Annotated in this window: 8 protein-coding genes; 7 read left to right on the forward strand and 1 reads right to left on the reverse strand. The window is 73.1% G+C overall.

Features of this window, described 5'->3' with window-relative positions; genetic code table 11:
* Nucleotides 1-97: 97 nt before the first annotated feature.
* The 7 genes from ACIBU0_RS05475 (at nucleotide 98) to ACIBU0_RS05505 (ending at nucleotide 13994) form a co-directional block, all read left to right on the forward strand.
* Complete coding sequence (locus tag ACIBU0_RS05475; protein WP_398812039.1) at nucleotides 98-2383, forward strand: VWA domain-containing protein; 2286 nt, start codon at nucleotides 98-100, stop codon at nucleotides 2381-2383.
* 67 nt (nucleotides 2384-2450) lie between these two features.
* Nucleotides 2451-6062: a tubulin-like doman-containing protein gene (locus ACIBU0_RS05480; RefSeq protein ID WP_398812042.1), complete on the forward strand. Its 3612-nt coding sequence runs from the start codon at nucleotides 2451-2453 to the stop codon at nucleotides 6060-6062.
* Nucleotides 6059-8914 carry a hypothetical protein gene (locus ACIBU0_RS05485; protein WP_398812044.1) on the forward strand — a complete coding sequence of 952 codons (2856 nt, stop codon included), beginning with the start codon at nucleotides 6059-6061 and terminating at the stop codon, nucleotides 8912-8914. Before ACIBU0_RS05480 ends, ACIBU0_RS05485 begins: the two co-directional genes overlap by 4 nt.
* Complete coding sequence (locus tag ACIBU0_RS05490; protein ID WP_398812047.1) at nucleotides 8911-11061, forward strand: hypothetical protein; 2151 nt, start codon at nucleotides 8911-8913, stop codon at nucleotides 11059-11061. The genes ACIBU0_RS05485 and ACIBU0_RS05490 overlap by 4 nt, the downstream gene beginning before the upstream one ends.
* Nucleotides 11058-12872: a hypothetical protein gene (locus ACIBU0_RS05495; protein WP_398812050.1), complete on the forward strand. Its 1815-nt coding sequence runs from the start codon at nucleotides 11058-11060 to the stop codon at nucleotides 12870-12872. Before ACIBU0_RS05490 ends, ACIBU0_RS05495 begins: the two co-directional genes overlap by 4 nt.
* Before the next feature lie 152 nt (nucleotides 12873-13024).
* The gene (locus ACIBU0_RS05500) at nucleotides 13025-13273 is read left to right on the forward strand and encodes a hypothetical protein (RefSeq protein WP_398812053.1); all 249 of its coding nucleotides are present in this window, start codon (nucleotides 13025-13027) and stop codon (nucleotides 13271-13273) included.
* A gap of 292 nt (nucleotides 13274-13565) precedes the next feature.
* Nucleotides 13566-13994, forward strand: coding sequence for a VOC family protein (locus ACIBU0_RS05505; protein WP_398812056.1), 429 nt, complete (start codon nucleotides 13566-13568; stop codon nucleotides 13992-13994).
* 61 nt (nucleotides 13995-14055) lie between these two features.
* On the opposite strand, the gene ACIBU0_RS05510 is transcribed toward ACIBU0_RS05505, so the two are convergent.
* On the reverse strand, nucleotides 14056-16062 hold the full coding sequence (locus tag ACIBU0_RS05510; protein WP_398813947.1) for a beta-galactosidase: 2007 nt from the start codon (nucleotides 16060-16062) through the stop codon (nucleotides 14056-14058).
* Nucleotide 16063: the final 1 nt, after the last annotated feature.

Below are 16063 nucleotides of genomic sequence, written 5' to 3' on the forward strand. Positions count from 1 at the left end.
ACCAGAACCTCAAGCACCAACCTCGCGCACGAATTCGAAGACCAAGGGGACGGCCGTGGGAAGAGTCACGGGAAGACGGCAGACAGGAAGGGTCCGGGTGCGCCGCGCCGCGGTCCCGGTGCTGGGCGGCACCGCGGTGCTCGTGTCCCTGTGGGCACCGGCCGGTCAGGATCCGGTGCCGGCGGCGGACTCCGAGCCGGCGTTCCCGGCGGTCAACTACGCGGTGGCCGTGGACGAGTCGGCCAGCCTCGCGCCCGAGGACATGAAGGCCGAGAAGGCCGCGGCCCAGCGGATCGCGCTGGGCGACGTGTCGTCGTCCTCGCAGGTCACCGTCTTCGGCTTCGCCGCCGCGGAGAACGACGACCAGCGCGCCGTGGACCCGGTGTGCGCGCGCACCACGCTGGACGCGGCGGGCCGCGAGACGATCGGCAGTTGCGTGGACAAGCTGCGCAGCCGCAAGAAGAGCGAGGGCACCGGCACCGACCTGCCCAGCGCCATCCGCCAGGGCGTGCACGACCTGACCGACGGCTCCGACGCCTCGGTGCCCCGGGTGCTGTTCCTGCTGACCGACGGGAAGATGGACGTCGAGGACAGCCCCAAGTACGGCGATCCGGCGCACCGCGCGGCCGAGGGCGAACGGCAGCTGAAGGAGGCGCTGAAGGACGCCGCCGAGCAGAACGTCCAGATCTGGCCGCTGGGCTTCGGTCCCGCGCCGGACAGGAAGCAGCTCGACCAGATCGCCGCCGGCGGCTACCGGAAGGGCTGCGTCGCCCTGCCCTCCGCGACCCCCCGGGCCCACAAGGTCTCCGGGGCGAAGGACGTCGGCACCACGCTGGAGAAGATCTTCGCCGCCGCCCACTGCCAGCGCCACGAGCCCGGCCCCGCTCCCCAGCGGCCGCCGTCCACCCAGGAGATCGGCATCTCCCCGCTGGCGACCGTCGGCAGCATCGTCGTCGACAAGGGCGACCCGGAGGTGAAGATCACCTACATCGACCCGGCGGGCCACGAGATCACCGACACCTCGGGGACGTACAAGAAGTCCCGTTTCGAGCTGGCGGGCGGCACGAGCACCGTCGAGGCGCTGAAGATCGTCGACCCGCTGCCCGGCACCTGGAAGGTGAAGGCCGAGGCCCCGGAGGGCCACCGCTCGCTGCCCGTCGCGGTCAGCGTGCTGTGGCAGGGCGAGCTGCGCGGCGCCATCACCATGGACCCGCCCTCGCCGCAGGCCGGCGAGAAGGTCACGGTGACCATGCGGCTGCAGACGCGCGAGGGCTACGAGATCAAGGACCCGCGCGACTACGAGGGGCTGCGCGTCCGCGGTGAGCTGACCGGTGACGGCTTCTCCCCGCTGGCGATCGACCTCGCCGACGGCGGCAAGGGAGCCGACCCCAAGGCAGCCGACGGCTCCTTCACCGGCACCGTGACGGTCCCGCAGGACGCCGACGGGGCGCTGCGCGCGAGCGCCACGCTGACCGCCTCCGGGCTGCGCGCCGACACCCGCGACGAGGAGAGCGTGGTCGCGCCCGGCGAACTGCCCGTCAAGGCGGCGCTCGAACTGCCCGCCGACAGCACCCACCCCGGCGGCACGGTCACCGGCACCCTGGACGTCAGCAACACCACCGGCGTCCCGCACACCCTGCGGCTGTCCGTCACCGACGTGAAGGACGGGCTGCTCTCGGTCGAGCCGAACGAGATCGTCCTCAAGCCCGGTGAGCAGGGCACCCGGAAGGTCACGGTCGGGGTCTCCCCCGCGAGCGCCTTCGGGGACCGCCTCGGCGACGGGCTGGACCTCTCCGGCACCTTCACCGTCGTCGACACCACCGACGACAACCGCACTCTCGAACGCGCCCCCGTCTCGGTTCGGGTCACACCGGAACCCGGGCCCTGGGACAAGTACTGGTGGGCGTTCGTGTCCGGCGCCGCGCTGATCGTGTTGGCCGCCGCGGCCCTCGTCGCGTGGCGGCGGCTGCGTCATCGGCAGAAGGACCCGTACGGCCTGAAGCTCCAGCTGGTCTCGGAGGACGGCCGCGTCGTCAACGAGCACCCGGCCGGGCACGGCAACAGCAAGCAGTGGTACGAGTTCACCGTCGTCGAGGCCCATCGCAGCCCGCGCATCGAACGGCGCCCCCACGGCCAGTACGCCGTCCAGCGCAGCCGTGAGGGCGGAGCGGTGCTGCGCACGAAGGCCAACGGGCGGACTCCGCTGGCCCCGGGCGGCCGCGTCCAGCTGACCGAGACGCTGAGCCTCGCCCTCGGCGAGGACACCCGGCCGGGCCGGCGAGGCCGCCGAAGGCCGGACACCCCACGGACCACGGTCGGCGCCGGCTCCTCGACCGGCTCCGCCGAGGGCCGCAGCGAAGGCCCCTTCACCACGTACCTGTGACGCGCACTGCCCGGACGTACCCAGCACACACCTGCGGCCTCGGCGGCCGTGAAGCGGGGAGGAACCCATGAAGATCTTCCAGCCGATGCTCTTCGTCGGCCTGGGCGGCACCGGAGGTCTGGTCGGTGCCGAGCTGGAACGCAGACTGCGTACCGAACTGTGCGGCCCGGACGGCATGGCGCTCAGCCGGCAGAGCGGCCACGCCCCGTTCCAGCTGCCCGACTGCCTGCAGTTCGTGTACGCGGACTACAGCGAGGCCGATCTGCAGCGGCTGCCGCAGTTCAACGTGGACCCGTCGCTGCGGGCGGCGTACTCCCGCACCTCCCGCGCCACCCACAACCTGCTGCCGAACTTCGACGCCTCCCCCGAAGTGACCAAGATGCTCCGGGCGGTCCTGCGCGACGAGGTCGGCGAGTGGCTGCCGCCGCGCGTCGACGAGCCGAAGGTCACCCCGCTGCACGCGGGTGCGGGACAGCTGCCCACCGTGGGGCGGGCCGCCCTGTTCGCCACGCTCCGGCACGGCCTCGCCCCGGTCCTGGAGCCGCTGCTCCAGGCGATCGACGCGATCGCCAAGGCGGGCGGCGAGCTGAGCGAGCTCGGCGGCGGCAAGGTCAACGGCTGCGACGTGTTCGTCGCCTTCTCGGTGGCCGGCGGCACCGGCGCCGGGATCTTCCTGGACTACCTGCACCTCATCAACCACGCCTTCCAGCTGCGCCGCTTCGACGGCGTGAAGATCTACCCGCTGGTCGTCATGCCGTCGTCGTTCTCCACCGCCACCGGCGGCGGACGGGAGGCCGAACTCAACGCGGCCCGGGCGCTGGTGGACCTGTTCCGCCTCGTCGACACGCAGAACGCGCCGTCGGAAGGCCACGAGATCGGCGATCTCGACCAGGAACTCGGACTCGGCATCCGCTACCCCGGCATGACCCCGATCCGGCTGCGCACCGGCATCCTGCCCACGGCGTTCCTGTTCAGCCCGACCGCCGGCATCCGCGCCGACGACCTGCGCCGCTCCATCGTCTCCCTGGTGATGTCGCTGATCGGCACCGAGCTGGGCGACGGCAGCGTCCGGGGCCGCAAGCTCGCGGCCGACGACGACTTCCAGACCTTCGCCGCGAGCTTCATCAACCGGGGCGTGCAGCGCAGCGCCGTGTCCCCGACCGGGATCGGCCGGCAAGGCGTCTCCACCAGCCTGGTCGCCTCCATGACCGCGCCGATGGACCAGCTCGCCGACCTGGTGGCCGGACGGCTGCTGCGGCTGGCGGTCACGGATCTCGTGGAGCGGCCGCGCCCGGAGCTGCGGGACGAGACGGCGCCGATGATGATCCGGCAGCTGTTCGCCGACTCCCACCTCGAAGAGCTGTGGGAACGCAGGCAGTTGGCGGTGCCCGAGCCCGATCCGCTGCCGCGCGGCGGCAAGAACATCGAGCAGGCCCTCGGCGAGCGCATCGCCGACATGCAGCGGCTGCTGGCCGACCTGCGGGTCGACGCCGACCGCGCGGCCGTCGCGATGGCCGACCGGTTCGCCCCGCGCCCCGCCATCGACAAACTGCTGCAGACCGTGGACCCCTTCCTCGCCGAACGCGTCGTCCGGGGCGTCCCCGACAGCGACGACCCGATCACCAAGCTCGGCTTCCTCGGCATGCTGGACAACCGCGCCCGCACACCCGCCCGCCCGCCGGGGGTGACCGAGCAGGCACCCAAGATCCCGCGGATCAAGGGCCAGTTGGGCGGCCTGGCACCCGCCCGCTGGGGCGACGACGACGTGCAGGCGGCCATCCAGGAGCAGGACCTCTGGTACCAGTGGCGCTGCCGGAGGGTGTGGCACGAGGCCTGGCGCGAGCAGCAACAGCACTGGCAGCCGCACGCCGACGCGGCCGGTGCCGACCTCGGACGCCTGGTGAACGCCTTCCGCCGGCACAGCGACCAGGAGCGCAAGACGGCCGAGCAGAAGGGCCGCGAACTGTACGAGGACCGCACCGGCATCTCGTATCTGCTGCCGCCGCAGCGCAGCCTCAACCACTTCTACGAGGACGTCGTGGGCCGGCTCATCCACCGGGAGGGGCTGCGGGACAACGACGACGAGGCGGACCTGCTGCTCAAGCTGGTCGACGGCGACACCTGGCGCCAGGTCCACGGGCTCAGCCGGCGTGACCCCGAGGGCGCGGTGGCCCGCGTCAAGGGGCAGCTGGAGGCCCGGATCACGCGCCTGTTCGCCGAGAGCGGGGCACATCTGGAACAGCGGCCGCTGCTGCCGTCGATGGGCACGCTGCTGGCCGCGGCAGCCGGGGACGCGGACGCCAAGGACCAGGTCAGCAAGGAGGCGCTCGACCTGTTCGGCCGCAAGCTGACCGGGCTGCTGCCGGTCGGGTTCACCCCGGAGGGCACCGGACTGCTGCGCGTCCTGGTGACCTACCCGCGGGTGCAGGCCGTGGACGAGGTGCAGGAGTTCCTCGGCAAGACGCTGCGGCTGCCCTCGGACGCGAAGAACTCCGTGGAGTACCGGGGTGTGGAGAGCGACTCCATCACCGTGGTCCTCTTCCGCAGCGAGATGAGCCTCACCCAGGTGCCCGAGGCCCGCAAGGTGCTGCGCCAGTGGGCCCGCGCGAAGGACAACGAGCAGGCCCAGGACGTCCTGCGGTGGCGGCAGCGGCTCGGCTACCGCGACAGCTGGATGGTCAGCAGCGAGGAGGACCGGCGCGTCATCCTGCACCGCCTGCTGTGCTGCATGTGGAACGGCCAGGTCGACGTGATGGACGGCGACCCGGCCTCGCCCGAGCGGGTCCGGCTGCGCCTGCACCCCGAGAAGGGCGCGAACGTCCCCGGCGTGCGACTGCGGCTGGGCGACTACCCCGGCGGCGTGTCCAGCTGGGCCGAACTGCTGCGCTCGTACGAACGCTGGACGGTCCTGGACGACGAACGCATCGTCGAGGACTACTGCCGCGAACTGATGGGGGCACAGCCGCTGGGCCTCGCCCGCACCGGCAGCGAACCGCATCCCCTCTTCGTCGACCTGGTCGAGAAGGTCGCCCCGCGCCAGCTGGAGCTGCTGGCGGAGCGCCGGGAGCGGGACGGCGAGCGGGTCGAGGGCTGGGTGCGCCCGCTGTGGGAGTTCTGGGCGGAGACCCTCCCGGCCGCCCTGGACACCGAGTTCGGCGACCAGCGCGCCGTCCAGCCGACCCTGCGCACCCTGCTGGAACACGTCCGCGGCGGCACCCCCGCCGCCCCCCGCACCCGCGGAGACTTCTCGGCACCCCGGCGCCCGGCACCCGACGAGGACGACTGGGGGACGGCACCGGTCTCCTCGGGGAGCGGGGGTGATCACGACGACTACGGCAGGCCCTACGGCGGCGAGCGCGGCGAAGCGGACCGGGAAGGCCGCGACGGCCGGGACAGCCACCGCGACGGCGACGCCGACTCCCGGACCGGCAACCGCCGCGACGACTACGGCGACTACGACCGGCCCGGTTCCGACGCCGACCGCCGCCGAGCCGGGTATGACAAGCCCGACCCCGACAGCGACCGCCGCCACGACGGATACGACAAGCCGGACCCGGACCGGGATCGTGGCCGCGACGGATACGACGACGGCCGGGACAGTCGGCGGCGCGCGCCCTGGGAAGACGAGTCCGGTGACACCGGCCGGGGCGGCGCCCCCTGGGACGGTGACGTGCGGTGAGCCGGTCCCACGACTTCAGTACCGTCATCCATCTGGACCTGCGGGCCGGGGCCGCGGCGCTGCACAGCCCGTCGGCCGTCCGGGCGAGAGTCGCCCAGGAGTTGGGCCGGGCCGGGCTGCCGGAGCCGGACGACCCGCTGTTCCTGGTGGTCGACACCCCGGCCGGACTCAGCGACCACCAGCTGCAGTACGAGCTGCTCACCGGCTACCGGGCGGTCGGCGAGGTCAGGCTGCTGGTGCTGCTGGTCGGCAGCGCGCCGGGCGCGTTCGCCGGAGCGGAGGGCGGCTTCCAGCCCGACCGCCGACTGCTGCGCCCCTCCGTGCTGCGGGCCACGGGCACCGCGCTGCTGTGGGCCGGCGATCTGCGCTCCGCCCGCACCGCGCTGGAGCAGCCCGAGCCGGACGACCCGGACGCGCTGGCGGTCCTGGTGGACGTCCTGTCCGTTCCGGACGTCTACCGCGCGGTGCTGGAAAACGTCCGGTCGCTGCCCGAGGCCGTCGCCGCGCCCGGCGTACGGCTGCTGGAGCAGGACCTGCCGCCGGAGGTGCGCGACCGGGCCTGGCGTGACGCGCTGGCCCGGTTCGCCGGCGAGGACGCCGAACTGGCCCCGGACGTGCTGCTGACCGCGTCCTCCGGAGCCGACCTGCCGGAGCCGCTGCGCGGCCTGGTGGCGGGCCGCGGCGGCCGGGACCTGGGGCACCGGGAACCGGGCGGTGTGGCCGACGACGCCTACCGTGCCTGCGCGGACGCCCTCGAGTACGCCGAGGAGGCGCTGGCCGGGCTGCGGTCCCTGCCCGGTCTGCTGCGGGCCTCTCGCCGGGAGGCGTTCGAGACCGACGTCGACCAGGCGCGCCAGGCACTCGACAACTACCGCGACCTCGTCGCCACCGCCCTGCGCGGCGGCGGTACGGCACCCTCGGCGGCCGAGTCGGCGACCCGGCTGGCCGCCCTCGGGCTGCGCGTGCCGTCGGCCGAGGGCATGGGTGAGCGGATCGGCGAGGGGCTGCGGGAGTTCGCCCACAAACTGCTGGGCCAGGGGCTCGCCCTGCGGTCGGTGGCCCAGCGCTTCACCGGTCTGGCCGGGCGTGTGGAGCCGCTGCCCGGCTCGGCGCTGCTGCCGAAACTCTCCCCCCACTCCGCCGACGCCGTGGCGCGGCAGACGGCGGGCACGGCGGGCGACACGGTGCCCGGGCTGCCGGTGGCCGGCCCGCTCGCGGCCGCCGGGGCCGGCCTGCTCGGTGCGCTGTGGTGGGGGCCGTTCCTCCCGCTGGCGGCCCTTGTGCCGCTGCTGTTCGTCGGGATGGCGGTCCTCGGCTCGGCCCGGCTGAAGGGCGCGGGACGCACGGGCCGCTGGGGCGTGGCCCCCACGGTCGCGGCGGCCGTCGGCACGGTCGTCGGCGCGGCGGCGGCGTACGCGACCGAACCCCCCGTCTCGCTGGGCACGATCGGCCTGCTGGTGGCTGTCGGTGTCGCGGAGGAGACGGTACGCCGGCTCTGGCGCGCGGCGGCCGCCGCCTGGGCGCCGGGCCACGCGACCGCCGTCCTGCGTCACGCTCTCGACGGCCTGGACGCCCTGCTGGCCGAGGCGGTCCGGGAGCACTGGGCCGTCGAGGAGCGCCTGTACTGCGCCGACGCCGCCCGTTCCGTCGCCGGCATGCTGCGGGCGACGGCGGCCGCGGCCGAGGCGGAGGCGGTGCCGGAGCCGGAGCGGCTGGTGACGGCCGGGGTTTCCGCGCCCTTCGGGGCGCCCGGCGCCGGCACGTCCGACGAGGACCGCTGGCTCGACGACGACATGGACCTGGAGCCGGGCGACGCCTTCACCGACGCCGACGACGGCGACTGGGCGAGCGTGTACGCCTGGGAGGACGAGCCTGCCGAGGCGAAGGGGCGGAGCGGCCGGGAAGGCCCCGCGGTCGGCCCGAAGGACCGCACCGCCAAGGCAGTTGTGCCGCGCTGGCTGGAGCGGGAGAGCGGTGAGGGCGGGCCGGAGCTGGTCGCCACGCTGTCCGCCGACCTGACGGATGCCGCGCTGGAGGCGATGAAGCACTACTGGGGTGCCGTCGAACGCGGCCAGGCCGGCGCCCGCGCCGTCCGGCGCACCGAGGAACGGGTCCGCGAGCTGCTGTCGACGGCCCGCCATCACCTCCAGCACAACGGTGTTCTGGCCCCGCCCCCGTTCGCCGCCGCGCGCCGCGTCCGCGCCACCTCGGCCAACCTGCTCGGCACCGACCCGCAGGGACCGGCCGAACTGGTCGGCGCGGAGGCCGACCGGCAGGCCGTGGTGCAGCTGTCCACACCCGAACAGGGCACGCTGCTCAGCCGCGACCCGGCCGCCGCGAGGTGGCTCAGGTTCGCCCCCAGAGCCGTACGCGACGAGGTCGAGAAGGCCTGGCGGACCAGCGGTTCGGTCCACCCGGAGGAGGTCCTGTGGACGTCGTCGGGCCGGTACGCCGGCCTGGTCCGGCTCACCCCGCTGCGCGTCGGCGTGGTGGAGACCATCCGCCCCCGAGGCGACACGGGACCCGACGGCACGGATCTGGACCGGGCACCGGCCGGGGCCACGCACGACGGGACGGAGACGTACGGCACGACGAACCCGTACGACCGGGCGGAGCCGTACGACCGGACGGAGCCGTACGAGCGAACCGAGCCGTACGAGCGGGCGGATGCGTACGACAGGACCGACCGGGGCGAGCCGGCGGACCCGTACGACCGGACCGCCTCCTACGACGGGACGGCCCCGTACGACCGGACGGAGCCGTACCGGCGGACCGACTCGGACGACGACTGGCTGAGCTCGGGCGACGACTGGCCGGAGAGCGACGCACGAGGGGACGGCGACCGCTGGTGACGAGCACCACGCATTCCCCGCTGCCGGGGCCGGGCGGACCGGCTCCGGACAAACTCGCGTTCACCGTGCCCTCGGGACGGCGGCGCGTCACCCCGGTCCGGGTCGGCCGGGAGTTCCGCCGCGACCGGCTGCTGCCCCAGCTGATCCGCAAGGCCGTGCTGGACGACGAGGGACAGCAGTGCGTGCAGGTACGCCTGAGCGCCAAGGAGGCGGCGAACCCGGCGGCGCGCGCCCTGCTGGACACCGAGGCGGGCACGGCACTGCAGCTGAACCAGCTGCTGTTCGACACCGAGTACGCGACCCTCTTCCCGAGGCTCCTCGGCTACGAGCTGGACACCGCCGAGCCGTACCTGCTGTACGACCCACCGCGCGGCACGCCCGTCGCCCGGATCCATGTGATGTCCGCGACCGACCAGGAGATCTTCACCCGGGACCTGATGCTGGCCCTGTACCTGCTGGAGGGCCAGGGCCTGGTGCCGCGCGGCGTCTCGCCCGGCACCGTGTTCTGGGACGGCGCCAGGGTCCAGCTCTGGGGGCTGGAGTCGGTGACCCGTACCGGGCGGCCGCGGCGGCCGTGGGGCCGGGCGCCCTTCTGCTCGCCCGAACAGCGCCGGGGCGAGGCCCTCGCCGACGCGCGGGACGCGGTGTGGAGCGCGGCCCAGGTCCTCTACCAGCTGGTGACCGGACGGCCGGGGCCCGCCGACCAGCCGCCCGCCGACCTGCGCGACCACCGCAAGCTGGACCAGACGCTGCGGCCCGCCTTCGCACCGCGGGCGGCCGACCGGCCGACGCCCGCCCAGGTCCTCGACCTGGTGGCGCCGGGCACCGCCCGCCGCGTCCGGCTCGCCGTGCCCCCCGACGAGACGCGCCCCCACCACCAGGCCTTCGAGGAGGCGCTGCGGCTCAAACGACAGGCACCTGCGGCCCGCACCCGCACCGAAGCGGGGTCCGAGCAGACCACCGGCGAGGTGCTCTGCCCGTACTGCCTGGAGAGCATCCGGCTCGACCTCACGAAACTGTTCGTCACCGACAGCCGGATGCAGTACCAGCCGCTGGACCTCAAGGGCATCAACAACCCCGTGCGGCGGACGGACATCATGCGCGGCGCCGTCCAGAAGTGCACGGCGGACCCGGAGTTCCCCACGCACTACATCCCGGTGCCCTATCTGACGTACGGCCGCCCGCTGACCGTCGCGATGGTCGGCCAGTCCTCCACCGGCAAGAGTCATCTGCTGACCCAGATGATCGCGGCGATCACCGACGGCGGCCTGGAGCCGTACGGGCTGAAGTGGCAGTCCGTCAATCCTGAGCAGCACGCCCGGTTCATCCGGGACCGGGTGCAGCCGTTGCGCAGCGGCAAGGTCCTGGACCACACCGCGGCGCTGGGCATGGACGACTTCGCCCGCTTCGTGGAATCCCTGCTGATCACCGACGCCCGCGGGCAGGTGCGCCCGGTCGCCTTCTTCGACCTCGGCGGCGAGGACCTCGTACGCACCGACGCGGCACTGCGGTTCCTGCTCGGCGTCGACGCCCTGGTCTTCGTCGTCGACCCGGCCCTCGCCCTGCCGCTGCCGCAGCTGGACCACGCCCGGGAACGCTGGGGTGTGGAGGTCAACCGGGACGGCGACCTCGCCTTCGGCACGGTTCTGGACCGGCTGCCGAAGAACGGCGGGTACGTGGACGTGCCGGCCGCGGTGGTGCTCGGCAAGGCCGACCTCCTCAGGTTCCAGCCGCCGGTCGACCGCTGGCTGAACCGCCCGCCGGCCACCGCCCTCGATCCCGAGCTGATGCGCGAGGAGAGCCGGGACGTCTACGGGCTGCTGCGCCGGCACGCGGGCCCGGCGTGGCTGCGCCCCTTCGACGCGATCCGCCGGTGCACCCTGCACATCGCCTCCGCCACCGGCGGCCAGGAGGACCACGGCCGCTATCCGGCGGGGGCGGGGCCCCGACGGGTGCTGGAGCCGCTGTTGGCCCTGCTGGCCCTGCACGGCCTGATCCACGTCCCGGGCGGCGCCGATGTGCTGGCGGTGGGCGAGGCCCCGGCGCTCGAAGCGGTGCCGTGGGACGAGGCCGGGGAAGCCGGGCCATTCGCGACCTCTGATGGGCCGGAGGAGCCCGACGGATCCGAGGAAGGAGAACCCCGGTGAACGACTTCCAGGACCGGGACTCGGTGCACCAGATCGTCTTCCGCTGGGACGGCAACCACGGCCGCCAGGGCACCGGCATGAACGCCGTCGCCCACTCCTGCGACGCCGCTCGCGCCGAGGAACTGGGCCGGGAGCTGGGCCCGTTGCTGTGGGTGTCCGGCGCGGCGGCCGCCCGGCCGAGCGTCGTGCGCACGCTCTCCCGCGACGACGACGTCCTGCTCGTCCAGCGCTGGCCGACGACGGACCCGGGCGGGCGGCCCAGCACGGTCAGCCATGTGCTGGTCGGGAACCGCACCACCCTGCAGCCCGCGCGCTGCCTCGGGCTCTCGTACGGCGGCTGGCGCAAGCAGGAGCGGGCCGAGCAGGAGTCGGGTCAGCTGGCGAGGTTCGATCTCGCGGACCTGCACGATCTGGCGAGGGGCCGGCTGCCCGGCATGGTGGAGCGGCTGCCGGAGGTCGAGCGCGCGCTGATCCTCGCCGGCGCGGAGCTGCTGCGCGATCCGGGGCAGCGGGTGTCACTGCTGCTGGAGGAGAAGACACCGGAGAGCTGGCCGGACCCGGCCATGGTGCCGCTGGTCTATCTCGGGCTGTTCCTGATCTTCGGGTCCTGGCTGGGCGAGGAGTGGACGTTCGCCACGTACGACACGGTGGACAGCCATCCCCTGCGGCTGATGTCCGTCCCGCGCTGGGAGCCGGACTCGGGCGGGTCCGGCCCGCTGGCCCGGGTCATGGGCCGCCGGCCGGCCACCTTCCAGTTCGAACACAGGGCGGCGGCCCAGCTGGTGGCCCACCTCCTCGCCCACCCGCAGGCGCCTCCCGGCGTCCCCCAGCTGGTCGAGGCGCTCCCCGACGGCGCGGCCCTGGACTGGGAGCACCGCCGCGACCGCCTCAGGAAGATCCTCGGTCCCGACCGCCAGGAACGGAGCCGACCCCGTGAGCGGGAGCGGGAACCGGAACCCGAAGGAGAACGGGAGTCGGTCCCGGAACTGGATCGAGCCGGGGCACCGCTCCAGGGCACGCCCGCCCCGGAGGCATACCCGACGGCTCCGTACGAAGCCCCCCACGAGGCCTCCTACGAAGCTCGGTACGGGCAGCCGTACCACGACACCCACGCCCTCCACCTCCACCAGGACCTGCGCGACCACTCCCACGGCGACGCCATGCGGCGCAGTCTCGTGATGGCGCGGCTGAGCGATCAGCCCGACGAGGTGCTCCTGAACGAGCTGAGCTCCGGCGAACTGCCGCCGGACTCCCTGGACCTGGTGCTCCGGGAGCTGGGCAGACCCGAACGCGTCCACGCACGTCATCCGGAGATGCGGCACGCGCTGTGCGCGGAGGTACTCCGCAACGGTCTGTACTTCAGACCCCAGGGAATGGCCATGGCCGACCGGGCGGCCGAGCTCTTCGCCTGGGCCGTCGCCCCGGTGGCCCGGGACCGGCGCCATCTGACCCAACTGGGCGAGGTGCTGCACCTGATGAGCCGCAGCACCCACCCCACGGCGTTCAACTGGCTCCGGCAGAGCATCATCGAACCGCCGAACGGCCAGGTCCCCGACCTGCCGCCGGAACTGTGGCGGGAACTGCTGCGGGACGCGATGAACCGCAACGGCAGACACCCCACCACGCCCTCACCACCCCGCCCCGCCCAAGCACCCGCAGCCCCGCCCCCACAGCCACCGGACCTCGACCCCGACCCCATCGGCTTCACAGCCCGACTCTCCGACATGATCAACAATCCCAGCTGCTTCATCGCAGGCATCGTCGTCCTGGGAGTCGTACTGGTGGGGCTGGTGCTGATGCTCTTCATCTGAAACGTAGATGGTGGGCCGACGCCGGCCGTTCGGCGTCGGCTCGGCCTCTCCGGTGTCGCGCGGTACCCCTCGGCAGTTGGCCAAGTCGGGTTACCCGCGACCCTCCAGGGAAAGATCCCGAGTGCATCTCAGTGAGTCGGAGGGGGCTGCTCATGAGCGATACACCACGGATGCGTCACGACAGGACAGAGCCGGGGCCGCCGCCCGAGCGCCGCTCCGATCGCTTCAGCGACGATCCCCCTGATCCCCTCGCCTCGCTGCTGGCCAAGGTCAACAAGGGGGAACACATCTCGACTCCCGGGGACAACGCGGGCGGCGAATGCCGCGACCCCCATGACGAGGAATGGCGGGAGCATGATCGCCACGGCCCCTATGCGCAGGGGCGTCGCCGGAAGAACTAGGGCGCGTATCAGGTCGTGATCAGCAGAGCCGTGACGACCCGCCATGACGCAACGGCGGCTCGATGCGCCGCCGGGCGCGGCCGAGAAACGATGTTGCCGTCGCCTGTGATGGTCATTAAGGTCGGTCAGGTGACTGCCGGGTCGGCCATGGGCCACGCACGAGTGAGGTTCCCGGCCTCGGCTTGAGCACGAGGCGGGCAAGAGGCCCGCCCCCCTTCTCCGCGTCTTAGCTCCCGGCGCCCGCATGCGGCGCCCCATTCCAGCGGATCCCAAGACCGGAGACACACCACTGATGTCCTATGACCAGCAGTACCCGCATGAATCCGAGCTGCCGGCGGCCGGCGTCCAGCTCGACCACACCGCCGTCTACGCAAGCGACCGGCATCTGTCCGCCGAGTTCCTCGCCGCGGTCCTGGGCTTGAAGGTCGGCGCCCCGTTCGGGCCGTTCCTGCCCGTCGACCTCGGCAATGGCGTGACGCTCGACTACTACGAGAAGAGGGACGAGCCGATCCAGTCCCAGCACTACGCCTTCCTCGTCCCTGACGAGCAGTTCGACGCTGTTATCGCCCGTCTGGAGGCGGTAGGAGTCACCTACTACGCCGACCCCAGCCACACCGAACCCGGCCGGATCAACCGTCTGTTCGGCGGTCGCGGCGCCTACTTCAAGGACCCGGACGGTCACAACATGGAGGTCATGACTCGGCCTTACGCCCGCCCTTAGGGCGCAACAGGGTCGAGTTTTCGTTGATCAGGCGCTCGACCCTGTTCCTCTCCTCGGCTGCTCAGTTCCCGTGCGGCTCCCGTACGACCGCGACCTCTCCCCCGGCCACCGTGACCGACCCCGGCAGCGGCCTGCCCGTCAGGAGTTCCGCGGCGTCCGCCGCGACCGCGATGTGGGCGGGGCGGTCGGTGTGGTTGATCAGGAAGAGGTAGTCGGCGTCGGGGCCGCGTCGCAGGACGGCCTCGACGCCCTGGGGGGTCGTACGGACCGGTTCCACACCCGCCTCCGCGCGGATGCGCTTCAGCAGGCCCGCCAGGGTCGTCGCGTCGGGCTGTGTGCCGAGGTACCAAGTGGTGCCCCTGCCGAGGGAGTTGCGCGTCACCGCGGAGACGCCGGCGAGCGGGCCGGTCGTGTAGGACTCGACCGTCTCGGCGCCGGCCAGGCGCACGCGCTCCGACCACAGCACTCCCGTACCGCCTCCGCTGAGCCCCACCGACTCCCCCGGCAGCAGCGGGAACAGCTCGTCGGTGCGCACGCCCAGCGCGTCCCGGAACGCGCCCGGGTAACCGCCCAGCCGGACATGGCAGTTCTCGTCGACCGCCCCGCTGTGGAAGCCGACGGCCAGGGTGCCGCCCCGCTCGGCGAAGGCGGTCAGGTTCTCGGCGCCCGCGTCGTCGACCAGGTACAGGCTCGGGGCGAGGACGAGGCGGTACGGCGACAGGTCGGCGTCCGGGCGGACGAAGTCCACGGCCACCCCCGACCGCCACAGCGGCTCGTACCAGGCGCGGACCAGGTCCTCGAAGCGGAGTTCGGCGCTGGGCTGGGAGGGGAGTTCCATGGCCCAGCGGGCGTTCCAGTCCCAGACGACGGCCACCTCGGCGGTGCCGACGCTGCCGCGCACCTCCGCGAGCGCCCGCAGATCCGCGCCGAGCCGGACCACGTCACGCCAGATCCGGCTGTCCGTACCGGCGTGCGGGAGCATCGCCGAGTGCCACTGTTCGGCACCCGCCTTCGACGCGCGCCACTGGAAGTAGGCGATGCCGTCGGCGCCGCGCGCCACATGGGCCAGCGCGTTCCGCCGCAACTCGCCGGGGTTCTTGGCCCGGTTCACGGGCTGCCAGTTCACCGCGCCCGTCGAGTGCTCCATCAGCAGCCAGGGGCCGCCCGCCAGGGAGCGGACCAGGTCGCCGCTGAGCGCGACGTCGATCTCCGACTCGGGGTCGGCGGACTGGAGGTAGTGGTCGTTGGAGACGATGTCCAGCTTCGGGGCCCAGCGCCAGTAGTCCAGCGCGTCGAAGTTGTACATCACCATGAAGTTGGTGGTGGCCGGGATCTCGGGGGCCGCCGCCAGCAGGACCTGCCGCTCCGCCTCGCACAGCGACAGCAGTTCGTCGCTGCAGAAGCGGCGCCAGTCCAGCTGGTGGGTGGGGTTCGGGACGGCGCCCGTGGCGCGGGGCGGGAGGATCTCGTCCCAGTCGTAGTACCACTGGCTCCAAAAGCGCGTCCCCCAGGCGTCGTTGAGCGCTGCGAGGTCGTCCGCGTACCGGCCCCGCAGCCAGCGCCGGAAGGCGGCCGCGCTCTCGTCGCAGTAGCACTCCGCGTTGTGGCAGCCGTACTCGTTGTGGACGTGCCACATCTTCACCGCCGGGTGCTCCGCGTACCGGCGGGCGATCTCCCCCGCCATGCGCAGGGCCGCCTTGCGGTAGGCCGGGCTGCTCGGGCAGAACGTCTGACGGCTGCCGTACGACAGCCTCCTGCCGTCCTTGTCCACGGGCAGCGCCTCGGGGTGGGCGCGGAAGAACCACGCCGGGGGCGCCGCCGTCGGGGTCGCGAGGTCGGCCGCGATGCCGTGGGCGTCCAGCAGGTCGAGGACACGGTCGAGCAGGGAGAAGTCGTACGCCCCCTCCTTCGGCTCCAGCAGCGCCCAGGAGAAGATGCCGACGCTGACCATGGTGACCCCGGCCTCGCGCATCAGGCGCATGTCCTCGGCCCAGACCTCCTCGGGCCACTGCTCGGGGTTGTAGTCGCCGCCGTAGGCGATGCCGGGGACCTTGAGTTCCCGCTTCACT

Source organism: Streptomyces sp. NPDC049627, from assembly GCF_044465645.1.
In the GTDB taxonomy this organism is placed as follows: domain Bacteria; phylum Actinomycetota; class Actinomycetes; order Streptomycetales; family Streptomycetaceae; genus Streptomyces.

Bases quoted from the DNA above. Each gene is read 5' to 3' on its own strand.
- ACIBU0_RS05480 (WP_398812042.1), top strand. From the start codon at position 2,451: ATGAAGATCTTCCAGCCGATGCTCTTCGTCGGCCTGGGCGGCACCGGA.
- ACIBU0_RS05500 (WP_398812053.1), top strand. From the start codon at position 13,025: ATGAGCGATACACCACGGATGCGTCACGACAGGACAGAGCCGGGGCCG.
- ACIBU0_RS05505 (WP_398812056.1), top strand. From the start codon at position 13,566: ATGTCCTATGACCAGCAGTACCCGCATGAATCCGAGCTGCCGGCGGCC.